The sequence below is a fragment of the Pseudomonas sp. MBLB4136 genome (assembly GCF_051904765.1).
In the GTDB taxonomy this organism is placed as follows: domain Bacteria; phylum Pseudomonadota; class Gammaproteobacteria; order Pseudomonadales; family Pseudomonadaceae; genus Aquipseudomonas.
Genome location: NZ_CP196713.1, coordinates 1,635,158 through 1,652,875 on the forward strand (window position 1 = coordinate 1,635,158; position 17,718 = coordinate 1,652,875).

Below are 17,718 nucleotides of genomic sequence, written 5' to 3' on the forward strand. Positions count from 1 at the left end.
ACCGGACTGGGGCGCGCGGTCAAGATACGGGCGGTTTTGCGCCCGCCGCTTGGGCTGGAGAGCGGTTCCGGCCGACTCGCATCACCCGCCATGTTCGCTTTGGCGACATCCTTATTCACCGGAGAGTAACGAGGAATCCATGAAGGTTCTTGTAGCTGTCAAACGAGTGGTCGACTACAACGTCAAGGTTCGCGTGAAGGCGGACAACAGCGGCGTTGATCTTGCCAACGTCAAGATGTCGATGAACCCCTTCTGCGAAATCGCCGTGGAAGAAGCCGTGCGCCTGAAAGAGAAGGGCGTGGCGAGTGAGATCGTCGTCGTGTCGATCGGCCCGACCGCAGCTCAAGAGCAGCTGCGTACCGCCCTGGCACTGGGCGCCGACCGCGCCATCCTGGTCGAGTCCAGCGACGAGCTGAACTCGCTGGCCGTGGCCAAGCTGCTCAAGGCAGTGGCCGACAAGGAGCAGCCGCAGCTGGTGATCCTCGGCAAGCAGGCCATCGACAGCGACAACAACCAGACCGGCCAGATGCTCGGCGCCCTGACCGGCTTCGCCCAGGGCACTTTCGCCTCCAAGGTCGAAGTGGCTGGCGACAAGGTCAACGTGACCCGTGAAATCGACGGCGGCCTGCAGACCGTTGCCCTGAACCTGCCGGCGATCGTCACCACCGACCTGCGCCTGAACGAGCCGCGCTACGCGTCGCTGCCGAACATCATGAAGGCCAAGAAGAAGCCGCTGGAAGTCGTAACCCCGGCTGATCTGGGTGTTGCCACTGCTTCCACCGTCAAGACCCTGAAAGTCGAAGCGCCGGCTGCCCGCAGCGCCGGCATCAAGGTCAAGTCCGTGGCTGAACTGGTCGAGAAACTGAAGAACGAGGCGAAGGTAATCTAAATGACTATCCTGGTTATCGCTGAACACACCAATGCCGCCCTGGCGCCTGCCACTCTGAACACGGTTGCGGCCGCTCAGAAGATCGGTGGTGACATTCACGTGCTGGTTGCCGGTGCCGCCTGTGGCGCTGCTGCCGAAGCCGCCGGTAAGATCGCCGGCGTAGCCAAGGTGCTGGTCGCCGACAACGCCGCCTTCGCTCACCAGCTGCCGGAAAACGTCGCGCCGCTGGTAGCCGAACTGGGTGCCGGCTACAGCCACATCCTGGCTGCCGCCACCAGCAATGGTAAGAACATCCTGCCGCGCGTAGCCGCCCAGCTGGACGTCGACCAGATCTCCGAGATCATCGCGGTTGAAAGCGCCGACACCTTCAAGCGCCCGATCTACGCCGGCAACGCCATCGCCACCGTGCAGTCCAGTGCCGCCGTCAAGGTGATCACCGTTCGTGCCACCGGCTTCGATCCGGTTGCCGCCGAAGGCGGCTCCGCTGCCGTGGAAGCCGTCGACGCTGGCAGCGATGCCGGCAAGTCGGCCTTCGTGGGTGAAGAGCTGGCCAAGTCCGATCGTCCGGAGCTGACCGCTGCCAAGATCGTCGTATCCGGCGGCCGCGGCATGCAGAACGGCGACAACTTCAAGCATCTGTATGCCCTGGCCGACAAGCTCGGCGCGGCCGTCGGTGCCTCGCGCGCCGCAGTGGATGCCGGCTTCGTGCCGAACGACATGCAGGTCGGTCAGACCGGCAAGATCGTCGCCCCGCAGCTGTACATCGCCGTCGGCATCTCCGGTGCGATCCAGCACCTGGCAGGCATGAAGGACTCCAAGGTGATCGTCGCGATCAACAAGGACGAGGAGGCACCGATCTTCCAGGTGGCCGACTACGGCCTGGTCGCCGACCTGTTCGAGGCCATTCCGGAGCTGGAGAAGCTGGTTTAACCCACTTCTTCTTGCGAAACAAAAAAACCGCCCGTTGTGGCGGTTTTTTTGTTGTTCGGCCAAGTGGCGCTACGGAAGTGCCCGGGCGTCTGTTTCGCCTTCGTCCTGACGCGCCGTGCTCCGCAAGAATGCCTGGTAGTGCTCGGCGGTTTCCTGCGGGCGCTCAATCATCGGCGCGTGGCCGCAGTCCTTCATGATTACCACGCTTGGTTTCGGCAGCAGTGGCCGCATCACCTCGATACTGGAGACATCCAGCACGCGGTCACGGTCGCCCCACAGCAGCAACGTCGGCGCCTGGATCTTTGGCAGTTCCGGCTCCAGCGGGATGTAGCGCTCGATCAGCTGATCGAAGATTCGGCGGTAGTGCTCGCTGTTGGCGCTGGCGCGTTCGCCCAGGTGTTCCTTGAGGTGGAAGGGGAGTACGGGCGGCTCGACGAAGACGAAGTCGAGTAGGCGCTCGAAGTCCTCCGGTCTCTCGACGATCAGTGGGTTGCCGGTGCCGCTCTCCAGGCGCTGGATCAGCTCGCTTTTCTGCGGCGCGCTGACTCCGGCGTTGTCGAACAGGGCCAGGGAGCGTACCTGCTGCGGATAGCGGGCGGCATAGAGTGCGGCAATGTGGCCGCCCATGGAGTTGCCGACCAGGTGCAGGCGATCGACCCCGAGTGCCTCGACGAAGCTGGCGACCCGCTCGGCCTGGGTGCCGACGTCGTAGCTGGCGAGCGGCTTGCTGCTGTCGCCGAAGCCGGGCAGATCCATGGCAATCACCTGGTAGCCTTCGCTCAGATGGCGGGCGAAGCGCAACCAATTGTTCTTGTCGGCCGCGAAACCGTGGATCATCAGGATGGTTTCAGCGTCGCGCGGACCGCCGCGGTAGTAATGAATGCTAAGATCCGCGACCTCCATGCGCTCGTGGGACAGGCCGGCGGCCTGTTGCTCGAACCACAGCACGCTGGCCAGCAGGGTGGCGGGAAAGGCATAGAACACGCTGGCCGCCGCGCCGATCAGCAGCAGGAGTGCGAGCAAGAGTTTTTTCATTGCATGTCCTTATCGCGAATTATTATTGCGCTGTCGCTAAGCTAGCATGGAAGCACGCGCCTGGCCTGCAGCCGCTGTGGGCGGGCCATCGAACGATCAACCGAGACCCATCGAATGCTCGAACGTCCTTTTCTCAAGTCCTGCCTGTTGCTCCTCGCCTTGCTGGCGATGCCGGGCTTGGCCCCCGCGGCCGGCAAATGTGAGCGCCTGGTCGCCACCGGTCATCCTGATTATCCACCCTTCGTGTGGCGCGATCCGCAGAATCCGAAGCAGCTGATCGGCGCGCAGGCCGACCTGCTGGCCAGGCTGGGCAAGGAGCTGGGCGTTCGCATCGAGGTGCTCTACAGCAGTACCTGGGACAAGGCGCTGGATGAAGTGCGCAGCGGGCGGATCGATCTGCTGGCTGGCGCGCGTCTGACGTTGGCCGAGCTGGAAACCATGGATTACGTGCATCCGGCGGTGTTCAGCCGTGCCGACGTGGTCTGGGTGCGCAATATCGCCAGTTTTCCCTACATCGAGTGGGCCGACCTGCGTGAGCGTCGTGGCGCGTCCGTCGGCAGGCGCTTCGGGCCGGCCTTCGACGACTATGCCAAGGCGCACTTGAGCCTGGAGCAGGGCGGCAATCTGACCCAGCTGTTGCAGAAGCTGATGCTCGGCGAGGTCGACTACGTCGTTCATGAGCGCGAGCCGGCGCAGGCGTTGGCCCTGACTCTGGGGTTGCAGGACGATCTGCTGAGCCTGAGTCCGCCCATCCGCAGCGAAGGGCTGCACCTTGCGCTGTCGCACAACTCGGCGTGCAACGATCCCTGGTTGCGCGGACAGCTGGCGAAAAAAATGACAGAATTGGCCGCCGCCGGCGCGCCGGAAGCCTTGTTGCAGCGCAACCTGCAGCGTTGGAAGGCGCAGCAGTTGCAGCCCGCCAGCGCCACGAATCCGTAGGAAAATCCAGTGATCAATCGATTTCTATGCGCCGTGCTGGCGCTGTTGGCCTTGACGGCTTGTGCCAATGATCCGGCGCCCACCGAGCAGATGCGCCTGACCGAGCAGGCGGTTACCCAGGCCCGGGCCGTGGGGGCCGATGAGCAGGTGCCGGAGCTGGTCCTGGCCGAGGACAAGCTGAAGCGCGCCCAGGCCGCCATGGCCGCCGAGGCGTACAAGGAGGCGCGGGTGCTGGCCGAGCAGGCCGAGCTGGATGCCCGTCTGGCGGAGGCGCGGGTGGTGACTGCCAAGAGCCAGGAGCAACTGAGCGAGCTGAGCAAGCGGATCAATCGCCTGCGTCGTCAACTGGGGGATCTGCAATGAAGGGGCCTTTGCTGATGACCGGCGCGAGTCTGTTGCTCCTGCTGGGTGGTTGCGCCGGTTTGCAGCCGAGCGACGGCGAGGCGCTGGAGGCGGCCCGGGCGAGTTTCCAGACGGTCAAGGAGGATCCGGCGGTGCTGCGCAGCGCCGCCAAGGACGTGATCCGTGCCGGTGAGTCCCTGGCGCGTGCCGACCGGCTGTCCAGCTACTGGGGTAGCGCCGACGATGTCAGTCATTACGCCTACCTGAGCCAGCGCTACAGCGATATCGCCGCGCAGAAGAGTCTGCTGGGGCTCAACCAGGAGCGCGCGGCCCGGCTCGAACTGGAGCGCCAGCGCCTGCAACTGGCGTTGCGCGAGGCCAAGTTGCTGAGCATTCAGGAGCAGAGCCACTGGCTGGAGGAGCAGATGCTCAGCCTGGCCACCACCGAGACCGAGCGCGGCCTGGTGATGACCCTGGGCGATGTGCTGTTCGATGCCGGGCACGCTGACCTCACCGTCGCGGCCAACCGCACGGTGCTCAAGCTGGTGCAGTTTCTCCAGCTCAACCCGCGCCGGGTGGTGCGGATCGAGGGTTATAGTGATAGCCGTGGTGACAAGCGGGAGAATCTCGAGCTGTCGCGGGCGCGGGCGCAAACCGTGGCCGACGTGTTGATCGACCTCGGCATCGATGCCAAGCGCATCGAGGTGCAGGGCTATGGCGAGGCCTTCCCGGTGGCGGAGAATGCCTCGGCCAAGGGCCGGGCGCGCAACCGCCGGGTCGAGATCGTGTTCTCCGACGAGCAGGGTCGCCTGGGCGCCCCCCGCTGATCGGCAGCGACCGAACCAGCCCCGGTAGCCGTCAGGCACCGGGGCTTTTTCATGCCGGCAGCAATTAGCGCAACAGTTGTCCTTGCGGCCAATTGATCTAATACAGTTGCTGGCGTGCCGACGTTGTCTCGGGCAGAATTCCGGAAGCTGTACCGGTATCTATTCGAAGTGCCGGCTTACTGTTACGGTTCAGGCAAGCAGGAAAGCAGTCATGACCAATCTGTTGCTCTATCAGCGTATCGCTCAGCAGCTGGCGGAAGATATTCGTCGCGGCGTCTATCAACCGGGTGAGCGCGTGCCCTCCGTGCGCAAGATGAGCGCGCAGCTCAGCGTCAGCCATGCCACGGTGCTGCAGGCCTACGCCAACCTGGAGGACCAGGGCCTGATCCGCGCCCGCCCGCAGTCGGGCTTCTATGTGCACCAGACCCCAGCCCTGACCGCGCCGACCCCGGATATCGCCCGGGTCGAGCGCCCCAGCCTGGTGACCCGCAGCAGCATCATCAACCAGATACTCACCGAGTCGCGTCGCGAAGGGGTGTTTCCCCTCGGCGCCGCGGTGCCCCACGTCGACTACCTGCCGGTGCGCGCCCTGCACCAGCAGTTGGCGAAGGTGACGCGCTTCCAGAGTCCGCGGGCCTTCAGCTACATGTTCAGTCCGGGTTTCGAGCCCCTGCGCAGGCAGGTGGCGATTCGGATGCGTGACGCCGGGGTGGTGGTCGACCCCTCGGAGGTGGTGATCACCCATGGCTGCGTCGATGCCCTGCAGATGTCGCTGCGCGTGCTGACCCAGCCGGGCGACCTGATTGCCGCCGAGTCGCCGACCTATTACGGCTTGCTGCAACTGGCCGATCTGCTCGGCCTGAAGGTCATCGAGATTCCCAGCGACCCGACCACCGGCATCAGCCTGGAGGCGTTGCAACTGGCCGCCAGCCAGTGGCCGATCAAGGCCCTGGTGCTGACCGCGCGGTTGAGCAATCCGCTCGGCGGCACCATCCCCGAGGATCGCCAGAAGCAGCTGCTGCGCCTGGCCGGGGACTTCGATATCAAGATCGTCGAGGACGACATCTATGGCGAACTGATGTTCGAGCAGGGGCCGACCAAGTCGCTCAAGTCCCATGACCGGGAAGGGCAGGTGGTGTATTGCTCGAGCTTTTCCAAGACCCTGTCGCCCGGCGTGCGCATCGGCTGGATAGTCGCCGGCAAGTACCAGGACGAGATCCAGCGCCTGCAGACCTTCAGCACCCACTCGGCGTGCAGCGTCACGCAGATGGCGGTGGCGGCCTATCTGGAGAATGGCGGCTACGACCGCCATCTGCGGCATATCCGCCAGGAGTACCGCAAGAACCTCAGTGCCTTCCAGCTGGCGGTGCAGCAGTACTTCCCGGAAGGCACGCAGATGAGCCGGCCCAAGGGCGGCTTCATCCTCTGGGTCAGCCTGCCGGTGCGGGTCAACACCAAGGACCTGCACGTGCGCGCCCTGGAGCAGGGCATCAGCATCGCGCCGGGGCTGATCTTCAGTAACACCGAGCAGTTCAACCACTGCATCCGCCTGAACTGCGGCATCCCCTGGAACCGCGAGGCCGAGCGCGCGCTGATGACCCTCGGCCTGCTGGCCAGTCAACTGTGCCAGGAGGCCGACAGATGAGGAAAGGTTCATCGGGCTAACCCGTATCGGCCGGTCACTGCGTCTACTGGGAAGAAGCCTTCATTCGTCCCGAGGAGATGCAGCATGTCGAGGCAAATCGTCCCCATCCCACAACCGCTGATGCACGGCTTCAGCTCAGGCCTGCTGCTGTTGCTGGCGGCCTGCAATGGCAGCCAGCCGGAGCCGCCGCACGCACAGCTGATCGATCAGCCAGCCCGGTCGATCGCCGAGTCAAGCGCCAGCCAACCGAGCGCGAAGGCGCTCGAGCGTTCCAGGTATGCCGCGACGTCGACTCAGCTCGGCGCGTTGCCCATGACGCCTGTGGCGGACGATCAGGCGCCGGGTTACCGCGACGCGAACCGCGAGCAATACCAGAAGATATCCGACAATCCGGTGCAGGCGGTGGCCGAGGCGCCGGTGTCGACCTTTAGCATCGACGTGGACACCGGCAGCTATGCCAATGTGCGGCGCTTCCTCAATTCCGGGCAGCTTCCGCCCAAGGACGCGGTGCGCCTGGAGGAGCTGGTCAACTACTTCCCCTATGCCTACCCGCAGCCCACCGGCGAGGTGCCCTTCGCGGTGGCCAGCGAACTGGCGCAGACGCCGTGGAACCCCAACAGCCGCCTGCTGCGTATCGCCATCAAGGCCGGGGACAAGGCGCTGGCGACGCTGCCGCCGGCCAACCTGGTGTTTCTGGTGGATGTCTCCGGCTCCATGGACCGCCGCGAGGGCCTGCCGCTGGTGCAGAGCACGCTGAAGTTGCTGGTCGATCAGCTGCGCGCCGAGGACAAGGTGTCGCTGGTGGTCTATGCAGGCTCAAGCAGCGTGGTGCTGGAGCCGACCGCCGGCAGCGACAAGGCCAGGATCCGCACGGCCATCGAGCAACTGCGCGCCGGCGGCTCGACGGCGGGTGAGTCGGGCATTCAGCTGGCCTATCAGCAGGCGCAGCAGGGCTTTATTGCCGGCGGCATCAACCGCATCCTGCTGGCCACCGATGGCGACTTCAATGTCGGCATCAGCGACTTCGAGGCGCTCAAACAACTGGCCGCCGACAAGCGCAAGACCGGGGTGTCGCTGACCACCCTGGGCTTTGGCACCGACAACTACAACGAGCGCCTGATGGAGCAGCTGGCCGACGCCGGCGACGGCAATTACGCCTATATCGACAACCTGCGCGAGGCGCGCAAGGTGCTGGTCGATCAGCTCGGCTCGACCCTGGCCACGGTCGCCAGCGACGTGAAAATCCAGGTCGAATTCAACCCGGCCGAGGTCAGCGAATACCGTCTGCTGGGCTACGAGAACCGCGCGCTTAAGCGCGAGGATTTTGCCAACGACAAGGTCGATGCCGGCGAGATTGGCGCGGGGCATAGGGTCACCGCGCTCTATGAGGTGGTGCCGGTGGGGGCCAAGGGTTGGCTGGAGCCGCTGCGTTATCAGAACAGCGACAAGCCGGCAGGCAAGGCCGGCGAACTGGCCTGGTTGCGCATTCGCTACAAGACCCCGGGGCAGGCCAGCAGCCAGCTGCTGGAGCGGCCGATCGCGGCCGCCGAGGCGCCGGCCCTGGCCGATAGCAGCGAGGACCTGCGTTTCGCCGCGGCGGTGGCGGCCTTCGCCCAGCAGCTCAAGGGCGGCCAGTACACCGGGCGCTTTAGCCTGGCCGACAGCGCCGAGCTGGCGCGCCAGGCCAGGGGCGAGGACCGCTTCGGTCTGCGCAGCGAATTCATCCAGCTGGTGGAACTGGCCCGGAGCCTGCAAACTCCAGCGGTGCTCTCCCCGCCACCCACCGCCAAGGTCGATTGAGTGTGACTGACACCCCACCTGCAAAGGTTCCTGCCGATACCGATGCCGCGTTGCTGTGGCGTTATCGGCAGGGCGATGCCGAGGCCTTCGCGCTGTTGTACCAGCGCCATCGCCTCGGCCTGTTCCGGTTCCTCTGCGGCCTGTGCGGCGAGCCGGCGCTGGCCGAGGAAATCTTCCAGGACACCTGGCTGAGCCTGATTCGCAGTGACTCGCTGCAGCGCGAGAAGGTGCTGTTCAAAACCTGGTTGTACCAGATTGCGCGCAACCGCCTGATCGATCACTGGCGCAAGCACGGCAGGCGCCAGAGCCTGCAGGATGCCTACGACGAGCGCGTGCACGCGGCGCCGGACGAGCAGGCCGACCCGGTCCAGCAGCTCGACCTGAGCCGCGACCGCCAGCGCCTGCAGGGGGCGCTCGACGACCTGCCGTTGGAGCAGCGCGAAGTGTTCCTGCTGCGCGCCCAGGGCGAGTTCGAGCTGCAGGAGATCGCCGAGCTGACCCACACGCCGGCGGAAACCGTGAAGAGTCGCCTGCGCTATGCCCTGCACAAGCTGCGCCGGCTGTTGGCCGACCCCACCGAGGCCAAAGAGGTATCCGCATGAAAGACCCGAACGCCAACTCCCCTGTCGACGCCGACGAGCAGCAGTTGTCGCAGCACTACCGTCGTCACCAGAACGAGGAGCCCTCGGCGGCGCTGGACGCCCGCATCCTCGCCGCTGCCCGTGAGCAAGCCCGCCCGCGCGCGACTGTGCTGGCGCGCCTGCATGGCTGGCTGTTCGGCCATTCGCCGCGCCTGCGCTGGAGTTTCGCGCTGGGCAGCGTGGCGGCCCTGGGGCTGGGCTTGGGCCTGAGCCTGAAAACCCTCGAACGGGTCCCGGCCGGCTTCGACAGCGCGCTGCCCGCCGCGCCGAGCCTGCCGCGCCAGGCCGCGCCAGCTCCGGCGCAGAAGACGCTGATGGCCGAATCCGCCGCAGTCGGCGCGCAGGAGGCCATGGCCGACGCGGCCGCAGCGCCCCCCGCCCGCGTCGCCCCGGAGGCCATGGGCAAGGCGCAGGCGCCCGGGCTGGAGGCCGAGTTGGCCGAGGCGCTGCGCGAGATTCTCAGGCTGCGCGAGGAGGGCGAGCAGGGCGCGGCCGCCGCGCGCATCGAGGCGCTGCGCCAGCGTTATCCGCAGCTGGATATCGAGGCGCTGCTGGCCCGGCAGCAGGCGGCGGACGAGCTCGCGCGTTGAGCGAAATCCAGCTTGTCAGGCGACGCCGGGCAGGCGAGCATTGCCGCCTCGTTAGATCCATCAAGAGCGATCATGAGTGTCATGCGTTACCTGGCCCTGACCCTGCTGGTTCCCCTGCTGAGCGCCTGCGAGCCGGAGGTCAAGCCGGCCAAGGTCGAACCGTCGAACAACGTCGCGCCGGCGGAGGCCAAGGCGCCTGCGCAGGCGCTGTCGACCCCGCCCGCTGACGCGCCTGCAGCGGCGCCGACCGAGGCGGGTCCGGGGCCTGAGGTGCCTGAAGAGCCGCAGGCGCTTGTCCCCGTCCCGGCGGCCGTCACCCCGAGCAAGGCAGCCCCGCCGCCGGCCGCGAGCCGGGCCAAGGAGCAGCAGGCGTCGGCCCAGGCTGTCCCCGTGCAACCGGAGCACGCCACGCTGGACCTCAGCCTGCCGCCCGAGCTGCTCGAGCAGCTGAGCGCCGAGGGTGTTCCAGGCGAGGTGGCGGCGCCGCTGCTGCCGCCCCTGTTCGAGGAAGATGCGGCAGGCGACCCGTTCCAGCTCAGCGGCCGCCTGATCACCAATGAAGACGATGCCGACTACTGGGAGTCGGTGGACGGGGCCGAGCTGCAGTTCAAGTTCAAACGCTAGTCAGGCCCGTGGCCGCGCTCAATCAAGGAACAGGTCGGGGATCAGCGCGCCGCCGTCGGGATCGTAGCGGTACTGCTCGAACTCGCTCTGGCCCTGCTCGCGCAGCACCTGCTCGTCGATCAACAGGCGCCCGCTGATGCTGCGCCCGCCGCTGCTGAGGATGGCATGGGCGGCGTCGGCCATGATCTGCGGGGTGCGCGCGCGCTTGAACACCTCGCGGCTGCCCACCTCGAACTCGATGGCGGCGGTGGCGATCATGGTCTTGGGCCACAGCGCATTGACGCTGATGCCGTATTTCTTGAATTCCTCGTGCATGCCCAGGGTGAGCATGCTCATGCCGTACTTGGTGACCGTGTAGGGGCCGTGCTGGGCGAACCACTTGTTGTCCAGGCTCAGCGGTGGCGACAGGCTGAGGATGTGCCCGTTGGCGCTGTTCTTCAGGTAGGGCAGGGCGGCCTGGCTGCAGACCATCACCGCGCGGGTGTTGATCTGGAACATCAGGTCGAAGCGCTTGGGCTCCAGCTGTTCGACGCCCAGTAGCTTGATCGCCCCGGCGTTGTTGACCAGCGCATCGATGCCGCCGAAATGCTCGGCGGCGCGGTCCATGGCGACCTTCACCGCCTGCTCGTCGCGCACGTCCAGCTGCACGGCGAGGGCCTTGCCACCCGCCGCCTCGACCTCGGCGGCGACGCTGTGGATGGTGCCGGGCAGCTTCGCATGGGCCTCGGCGCTCTTCGCCGCGATGACCACATTGGCACCGTCGCGGGCGGCGCGCAGGGCGATCTCGCGGCCGATGCCGCGGCTGGCGCCGGTGATGAACAGGGTTTTTCCGGTCAGTGACATGCTGAGTTCCTTGTGGGTAGTGGTAGGGGGCGTCGTGCGCGCCATCGACGGCGTCGGCTGCGCACAGCACGCCCTACCTGGGTGTCATGCCTCGATATCCACCAGCAGCTGGCGGTTCTTCACCTGCTCGCCCTTGCTTACCGCCACTCGGCCGACGACGCCGTCGATCGTCGCCTTGAGCGGGTGTTCCATCTTCATCGCCTCCAGGACCAGCAGCAGGGTGCCCTTGGCGACCCGCTCGCCTTCGTTCACCAGTACCTCGACGATGGCGCCGTCCATCGGCGCCTTCACCGCGCCGCAACCGGCGACCGCGACGTTCCCCGCCGGTTGCTGGCTGATCTCCAGCAGTTCCAGGTGGCCGTCAGGGCCGTGCAGCCACAGCCGGCCCCCGTCCAGATGATAGGCCAGGCGCCGGCGGATGCCGTCCAGCTCCAGGCAGGCCCGGCGCGCGTCGCAGGCGAGCAGGCGCAGGGTCAGTCGTTCGCTGCCGACCTGGGCCTCGAGCAGTGGCTGCGCGCCGGCCTCCAGCACGCGCAGTTCGACCCCATGGGTGTGTTCGGCATGCTGGAGCAGGAAGCGTGACGGCACGCCCAGTGCGTTGCTCCAGCCGCGCAGCCGGCCCTGCTGCGCTCGGGCCTGGAACAGCAGGGCGGCGGCACTGGCCAGTTGGCCCGGCGTCGGCGTCTGTGGCGCGAGGCTGGGGTCGTCGGCGAAGTGCTCGGTGATAAAGGCGGTGGTGGCGTTGCCGGCGGCGAACTGCGGGTGGCGCAGCAGGTTGGCGAGGAATCGCTGGTTGCCGTTGACGCCCAGCAGCACGCAGTCCTCCACCGCGCGCAGCAGCTTGCGTCGGGCCTCGTCGCGGGTGGCGCCGTGGGCGATGATCTTGGCCAGCATGGGGTCGTAGAAGGGGCTGACGGCCTGGCCTTCGAGCAGGCCGTGATCGACGCGGATGCCCTCGTCCTGCGCCGGTTCCCAGCACAGCACGTTGCCGGTCTGCGGCAGGAAACCCTGGGCGGGATTCTCGGCGTACAGGCGCACCTCCATGGCGTGGCCCTGCAGTTCGATCTGCTCCTGCTTGAGCGGCAGCGGCTGGCCCGCGGCGACGCGCAGCTGCCAGGCGACCAGGTCCTGGCCGGTGACCAGCTCGGTGACCGGGTGCTCCACCTGCAGGCGGGTGTTCATCTCCAGGAAGTAGAAGGCGCCACTGGCATCGAGCAGGAACTCCACGGTGCCGGCGCCGACATAGTCGACCGAGGCCGCGGCCTTGATGGCGGCCTCGCCCATGGCCTGGCGCAACTCCTGGGTCATCAGCGGGCAGGGCGACTCTTCCACCACCTTCTGGTGGCGGCGCTGCACCGAGCAGTCGCGCTCGCCGAGGTGCACCAGGTTGCCATGACTGTCGCCGAACACCTGGATTTCCACGTGGCGTGGCTGGATCAGCGCGCGTTCGAGAATCAGCTCGCCACTGCCGAAGGCGTTCTGCGCCTCCGAGCGGGCGGTACGCAGTTGCGCCAGCAGCTCATCGGGGTGTTGCACCAGGCGCATGCCGCGGCCACCGCCGCCGGCGCTGGCCTTGACCATCAGCGGGTAGCCGATGCGCTGGGCCTCGCGGCTCAGGGTCGCGTCGTCCTGCTCGGCGCCTTCGTAGCCGGGAATGCAGGGCACCCCGGCTTCCAGCATGGCCAGCTTGGCCAGGCGCTTGCTGCCCATCAGCTCGATGGCCGCGGCGCTCGGACCGATAAAGACGATGCCGGCCTGCTCGCAGGCGCGGGCGAAGGCGGCGTTCTCCGAGAGAAAGCCGTAGCCGGGGTGGACGGCGTCGGCGCCGGTCCTGCCTGCGGCGGCGATGATGGCGTCGATGCTCAGGTAGGACTGCTGCGCCGGCGCCGGGCCGATGCAGACCGCCTCGTCGGCCAGCTGCACGTGGCGGGCGTCGGCGTCGGCGGCGCTGTACACCGCCACGCTGCGGTAACCGAGGGCGTGCACGCTGCGTAGCACCCGGCAGGCGATCTCGCCGCGGTTGGCAATCAGGACTTTGTTGAAGGTGGCCATGCGTGGCGCTCCGCTCTGTGGTTCATTGCGCCCAGCTCGGCGCGCGTTTCTGCACGAAGGCCAGGGTGCCTTCGGTTCCTTCGCTGCCGGTCACCGCGGCGGCGAACTGTGCGGCGGCGTCGTCCAGCAGCGTGTCCAGGGGCTGCGCCTGGCAAGCCAGCAGCAAGGCCTTGGTCTGGGCATTGGCCTGGGGCGCGCAGCGGCGAACCTGGGCCAGGGTCTCGGCCAGGCGTTGCTCGAGGGCCTCGTCCCCGGCCTCGCTGAAGTGCACCAGGCCCAGGCGCGCCGCCTCGCTGCCGTCGAAGCGCGCCCCGGTCAGGGCCAGGCGCCGAGCCTGGGTCAGGCCGATGCGCGTGGCGACGAAGGGGGCGATCTGCGCCGGCAGCACCCCCAGGGTGGTTTCCGGCAGGCCGAACTGGGCGTCCTGGCGGGCGATGGCGATGTCGGAGACGCAGGCCAGCCCAAGGCCGCCGCCGAGCACCGCGCCTTCCAGCACCACGATCAGTACCTGGGGCAGGGCCTGTGCCTCCTGCAGCAGGCTGCCGAAGGCGCGGTTCAGCGCGCGGAACGCCTCGCCCCCGGCGACGCGGGCCGTGGCCATGTCCTTGATGTCGCCGCCGGCGCAGAAGTGCCCGCCGCTGCCGCGCAGCACCAGGGCGCGCACCGCGCCAGCATCGCCCAGCGCCCGCAGCAGCTGGCGCAGTTCCTCGACCATCTTCAGGCTCATGGCATTGCGGCATTCGGGGCGGTTCAGGCCGACATGCAGCACGCCGGCCTCGAGGCGCAGCTGCAGGGTGTCGCAGGCCGGCAGCTTCATTTCTTCTTGCCCGGCAGCGTGCCCATCAGCTTGCAGATGATGCCCAGCATGATCTCGTCGGCGCCGCCGCCTATCGAGACCAGGCGGGTGTCGCGGTAGGCCCGCGACACCGGGTTGTCCCACATGAAGCCCATGCCGCCCCAGTACTGCAGGCAGCTGTCGGTGACCTCGCGGCCCAGGCGCCCGGCCTTGAGCTTGGCCATGGAGGCCAGGCGGGTCACGTCCTTGCCGGCCACGTACAGCTCGGTGGCCTGGTAGACCAGGGCGCGCAGGGCCTCGATCTCGGTCTGCAGTTCGGCCAGGCGGAAGTGGATGACCTGGTTGTCGATCAGCGCGCTGCCGAAGGTCTGGCGCTCCTTGCAGTAGTCGATGGTGGCCTCGATGCAGTGCTCCAGGCCCTGGAGCATGTTGGCCGCGCCGAACAGGCGCTCTTCCTGGAACTGCAGCATCTGCATCATGAAACCCGTGCCCTCGGCACCGATGCGGTAGCGCTGCGGCACCCGCACGCCGTCGAAGAACACCTGGGCGGTCTCCGAGCTGCGCATGCCGAGCTTGTCCAGGGGCGGCGCGATGCTGATGCCCGGGCTGTTCATCGGCACCATGATCAGCGACTTGTTGACGTGGGGCTTGTCGTCCGAGGTGTTGGCCAGCAGGCAGATGAAGTCGGCGCTGGGGGCGTTGGTGATCCACATCTTGCTGCCGTCGATCACATAGTCGTCGCCGTCCTTGCGTGCGCGGGTCTTCAGCCCGGCCACGTCGGAGCCGGCGCCGACCTCGGAGACGCCGATGCAGCCGACCATCTCACCGTTGATGGCCGGACGCAGGAACTGCTCGCGCAGCTCGTCGGAGCCGAAGCGGGCCAGGGCCGGGGTGCACATGTCGGTCTGCACGCCGATGGACATGGGGATGCCGCCACAGTGGATGCTGCCGAACGCCTCGGCAGCGACGATCGAGTAGCTGTAGTCCAGGCCCATGCCGCCGAACTGCTCCGGCTTGGAGATGCCCAGCAGGCCCAGTTCGCCGGCCTTGCGGAAGATCTCATGGATCGGGAAGCGGCCATCTCTTTCCCAGTCATCGACGTGGGGGTTGATCTCCTTGTCGACGAAATCGCGCACGGTGCGGCGCAGGGCTTCGTGTTCCTGGGTGAAGAGCATGGTTGTTGTTCTCCTGTAGGGTGCGCCGTGCGCACCGGGTCATGGGCTTTGGTGCGCACGGCCGAGGCAGGCCCACACACCCTGCGGGTCAGAAACGGGCCACGCCGAATGTGCTGGGTTTCAGCGGCCGCAGCGCGGCCTCGGCGCAGATGTCCAGCAGCAGAGCCAGCAGCGTGCGCGTATCACGCGGGTCGATCAGGCCGTCGTCCCACAACTGGGCGGTGCCGTACAGTGCGGTGGACTGGCTGTCGAGCTTCTGCGCGGTGGCGCTCTCCAGCATGTCGAGCATCTGCGGATCTGCCTCCTTGCCCTGTTTCCGGTGCTTCTCCTCGGTGACGATGCGCAACACCTTGCCGGCCTGGGCACCGCCCATCACCGCGGTCTTGCTGTTGGGCCAGGCGAAGATAAAGCGCGGATCCAGACCTCTCCCGCACATGGCGTAGTTGCCGGCGCCGTAGGAGCCGCCGACCACCAGGGTCAGCTTGGGCACCGTGGCGTTGGCTACCGCCTGGATCAGCTTGGAACCGTGCTTGATCACGCCCTGTTGCTCGGACTCGGTGCCGACCATGAAACCGGTGGTGTTGTGCAGGAACAGGATAGGGCTGTTGCTCTGCTCGCACAGCTGGATGAATTGCGCCGCCTTGGCCGCCCCCTGGGGGGTGATGGGGCCGTTGTTGCCGATCAGGCCGCAGGGCTGGCCCTCGATCCGCAGGTGGCCGCAGACGGTCTGCTGGTCGAACTCATGCTTGAAATCGAGGAACTCCGAGCCGTCGGCGATGCGCGCGATGATCTCGCGCACGTCGTAGGGTTTCTTGGCATCAGACGGCACCACGCCGAGCAGTTCTTCGGCCGGGTACAGCGGCTCGCGCCAGCTCCGCTGCGGGCGGTGCGGCAGCTGGGCGTTCCACGGCAGCATGGCGAGAATCTCGCGGGCGATGCGCACGGCGTCGGCGTCGTTCTCGGCCAGGTATTCGGCGGTGCCGGCGACCTGGGCGTGCATCTCGGCGCCGCCGAGGGCCTCGTCCGTGGCCACCTCGCCGGTGGCGGCCTTGAGCAGCGGCGGACCGGCGAGGAACAGCTTGGCCTTGCCGCGCACCACCACCACATAGTCCGACAGCCCCGGCTGGTAGGCGCCGCCGGCGGTGCTGGAGCCGTGCACCAGGGTGATCTGCGGCAGGCCCATGGCCGACAGGCGCGCCTGGTTGGCGAAGCCGCGGGCGCCTTCGACGAAGATCTCCGCGGCGTAGTTGAGGTTGGCGCCGCCGCTTTCGGCCAGGGTCACCAGCGGCAGCTTGTTCTCCATGGCGATCTGCTGCAGGCGCAGGGTCTTCTTCAGGCCGCTGGGCGAGATGGTGCCGCCCTTGATCGCGCTGTTGCTGGCGCTGATCAGGCAGCGCACCCCGGCGACATAGCCGATGCCGGCGATGATGCCGCCGCCGGCCTGGGTGCCGTCCTTGTCGTCGTGCAGCCGGTAGCCGGCCAGGGAACAGAGTTCGAGGAAGGGGCTGCCGGCATCGAGCAGCAGGCCGAGGCGTTCGCGTGGCAGCAACTGGCCGCGCTGCTCGAACTTGGCCTTGGCCTCGGCGGCCTTGGCCAGGCACTGCCGCTCGACGTCGCGGAAGGCGCCGATGGCGGCGAGCATGGCCTCGCGGTTCTGCGCGAATGCTTCGCCCTGCACGTCGAGTTCCGACTGAATCACCGGCATCGTTCTATTCCTCCTGCTCTTTCAGCACATCGGGCAGGTAGGCGCGGTGGAAGCCGTTGTAGCTCCGGCTCTGTCCCGGCTTGGCCTTGCCCAGGGGGAAGGCGCGACTGCCCTGGCTGGCGGCGCCGTCGATGCGCACCGTGGTGCCGCTGATATAGGCCGCGCCCGGCGACAGCAGGAAGACGATGGCGGCGGCGACCTCCGATTCGCTGCCGATGCGCTTGAGCGGCACGCTCTCGCGCAGGGTGGGGATCACCGCGCGAAAGGCGCCCTCGTAGGTGTCCATGCCGCTGGAGGCGATCCAGCCCGGCGCCACCGCATTGACCCGCACCCCGGCGTGGCCCCACTCGACCGCGGCGGTCTTGGTGAAGTTCTCCATGCCGGCTCGCGCGGCGCCGGAGTGGCCCATGCCCGGCATGCCACCCCAGATGTCGGCGAGCATGTTGACGATACTGCCGCCGGTTCGGCTCATGCACTGGTTGAACACTTCGCGGGCGACCAGGAAGCCGCCGACCAGGTTGGTGCGCACCACGGTCTCGAAGCCTTTCTGGTTGATCGAGGCCAGCGGCGCCGGGTACTGGCCGCCGGCGTTGTTGACCAGGTGGTGGATGGCGCCACGCTCGGCGAGCACGGCCGCGACCATGGCCCTGACCGCCTCTTCGTCGCGAATGTCGCAGGCGTGGAAGCTGGCGCTGCCGCCGTCCTCGGCGATCTCGCCTGCGGTGCTGGCCAGTTTCTCGGCCTTGCGCCCGACCAGCACCACATGGGCACCGAGGGCCGCCAGCTCATGGGCGGTGCAGCGGCCGATGCCGCTGCCGCCGCCGGTGACCAGGATGGTCTGGCCGGCGAACAGGCCGGGTTTGAAGATCGAGTCGTAGCTCATGC

17 protein-coding genes are annotated in these 17,718 nt (G+C 67.4%); 10 read left to right on the forward strand and 7 right to left on the reverse strand.

Translation table 11 applies throughout. The annotated features are described in order from the left end of the window. Positions 1-139: 139 nt before the first annotated feature. Entirely contained in the window at positions 140-889 is a 750-nt protein-coding gene (locus tag ACSX1D_RS07610) for an electron transfer flavoprotein subunit beta/FixA family protein (RefSeq protein ID WP_208709334.1), read from the forward strand. Further along, positions 890-1,819, forward strand: a complete 930-nt coding sequence (locus ACSX1D_RS07615) for an electron transfer flavoprotein subunit alpha/FixB family protein (RefSeq protein ID WP_439861668.1) — start codon at positions 890-892, stop codon at positions 1,817-1,819. Between the two features lie 69 nt (positions 1,820-1,888). Here ACSX1D_RS07615 and ACSX1D_RS07620 read toward each other — a convergent pair whose 3' ends face one another. Next, a complete protein-coding gene (locus ACSX1D_RS07620; RefSeq protein ID WP_439861669.1) occupies positions 1,889-2,854 on the reverse strand; it encodes an alpha/beta fold hydrolase in 966 nt (321 codons plus the stop codon). A 114-nt stretch (positions 2,855-2,968) separates the two neighbouring features. Here ACSX1D_RS07620 and ACSX1D_RS07625 point away from each other — a divergent pair, with 114 nt between their 5' ends. From ACSX1D_RS07625 to ACSX1D_RS07660, 8 genes are all read left to right on the forward strand, one after another. After that, a complete protein-coding gene (locus tag ACSX1D_RS07625; RefSeq protein WP_439861670.1) occupies positions 2,969-3,793 on the forward strand; it encodes a substrate-binding periplasmic protein in 825 nt (274 codons plus the stop codon). A 36-nt stretch (positions 3,794-3,829) separates the two neighbouring features. Continuing rightward, the gene (locus ACSX1D_RS07630) at positions 3,830-4,156 is read left to right on the forward strand and encodes a DUF4398 domain-containing protein (RefSeq protein WP_439862280.1); all 327 of its coding nucleotides are present in this window, start codon (positions 3,830-3,832) and stop codon (positions 4,154-4,156) included. A gap of 14 nt (positions 4,157-4,170) precedes the next feature. Beyond that, entirely contained in the window at positions 4,171-4,962 is a 792-nt protein-coding gene (locus tag ACSX1D_RS07635; RefSeq protein ID WP_439861671.1) for an OmpA family protein, read from the forward strand. A 211-nt stretch (positions 4,963-5,173) separates the two neighbouring features. Next, entirely contained in the window at positions 5,174-6,607 is a 1,434-nt protein-coding gene (locus ACSX1D_RS07640) for a PLP-dependent aminotransferase family protein (RefSeq protein ID WP_439861672.1), read from the forward strand. Positions 6,608-6,691: 84 nt separating this feature from the next. Beyond that, on the forward strand, positions 6,692-8,407 hold the full coding sequence (locus ACSX1D_RS07645) for a vWA domain-containing protein (RefSeq protein WP_439861673.1): 1,716 nt from the start codon (positions 6,692-6,694) through the stop codon (positions 8,405-8,407). 2 nt (positions 8,408-8,409) lie between these two features. Next, a complete protein-coding gene (locus ACSX1D_RS07650) occupies positions 8,410-9,009 on the forward strand; it encodes an RNA polymerase sigma factor (protein ID WP_439861674.1) in 600 nt (199 codons plus the stop codon). Then, positions 9,006-9,638 carry a hypothetical protein gene (locus tag ACSX1D_RS07655; protein WP_439861675.1) on the forward strand — a complete coding sequence of 211 codons (633 nt, stop codon included), beginning with the start codon at positions 9,006-9,008 and terminating at the stop codon, positions 9,636-9,638. The genes ACSX1D_RS07650 and ACSX1D_RS07655 overlap by 4 nt, the downstream gene beginning before the upstream one ends. Before the next feature lie 72 nt (positions 9,639-9,710). Further along, positions 9,711-10,262: a hypothetical protein gene (locus tag ACSX1D_RS07660; protein ID WP_439861676.1), complete on the forward strand. Its 552-nt coding sequence runs from the start codon at positions 9,711-9,713 to the stop codon at positions 10,260-10,262. An 18-nt stretch (positions 10,263-10,280) separates the two neighbouring features. Here ACSX1D_RS07660 and ACSX1D_RS07665 read toward each other — a convergent pair whose 3' ends face one another. The 6 genes from ACSX1D_RS07665 to ACSX1D_RS07690 all read right to left on the reverse strand — a co-directional run bounded on the left by ACSX1D_RS07665 (position 10,281) and on the right by ACSX1D_RS07690 (position 17,716). Next, on the reverse strand, positions 10,281-11,105 hold the full coding sequence (locus ACSX1D_RS07665; protein WP_439861677.1) for an SDR family oxidoreductase: 825 nt from the start codon (positions 11,103-11,105) through the stop codon (positions 10,281-10,283). An 84-nt stretch (positions 11,106-11,189) separates the two neighbouring features. Beyond that, positions 11,190-13,157, reverse strand: a complete 1,968-nt coding sequence (locus ACSX1D_RS07670; protein WP_439861678.1) for an acetyl/propionyl/methylcrotonyl-CoA carboxylase subunit alpha — start codon at positions 13,155-13,157, stop codon at positions 11,190-11,192. A gap of 22 nt (positions 13,158-13,179) precedes the next feature. After that, the gene (locus ACSX1D_RS07675; protein WP_439861679.1) at positions 13,180-13,974 is read right to left on the reverse strand and encodes an enoyl-CoA hydratase/isomerase family protein; all 795 of its coding nucleotides are present in this window, start codon (positions 13,972-13,974) and stop codon (positions 13,180-13,182) included. Further along, positions 13,971-15,128 (reverse strand): citronellyl-CoA dehydrogenase, encoded by a 1,158-nt coding sequence (gene atuD / locus ACSX1D_RS07680; RefSeq protein WP_439861680.1) that lies wholly within the window; start codon positions 15,126-15,128, stop codon positions 13,971-13,973. The genes ACSX1D_RS07675 and atuD overlap by 4 nt, the downstream gene beginning before the upstream one ends. 88 nt (positions 15,129-15,216) lie before the next feature. Then, entirely contained in the window at positions 15,217-16,833 is a 1,617-nt protein-coding gene (atuC, locus tag ACSX1D_RS07685) for a geranyl-CoA carboxylase subunit beta (protein ID WP_439861681.1), read from the reverse strand. Between the two features lie 4 nt (positions 16,834-16,837). Beyond that, positions 16,838-17,716 (reverse strand): SDR family oxidoreductase, encoded by an 879-nt coding sequence (locus ACSX1D_RS07690; RefSeq protein WP_439861682.1) that lies wholly within the window; start codon positions 17,714-17,716, stop codon positions 16,838-16,840. Positions 17,717-17,718 lie beyond the last annotated feature (2 nt).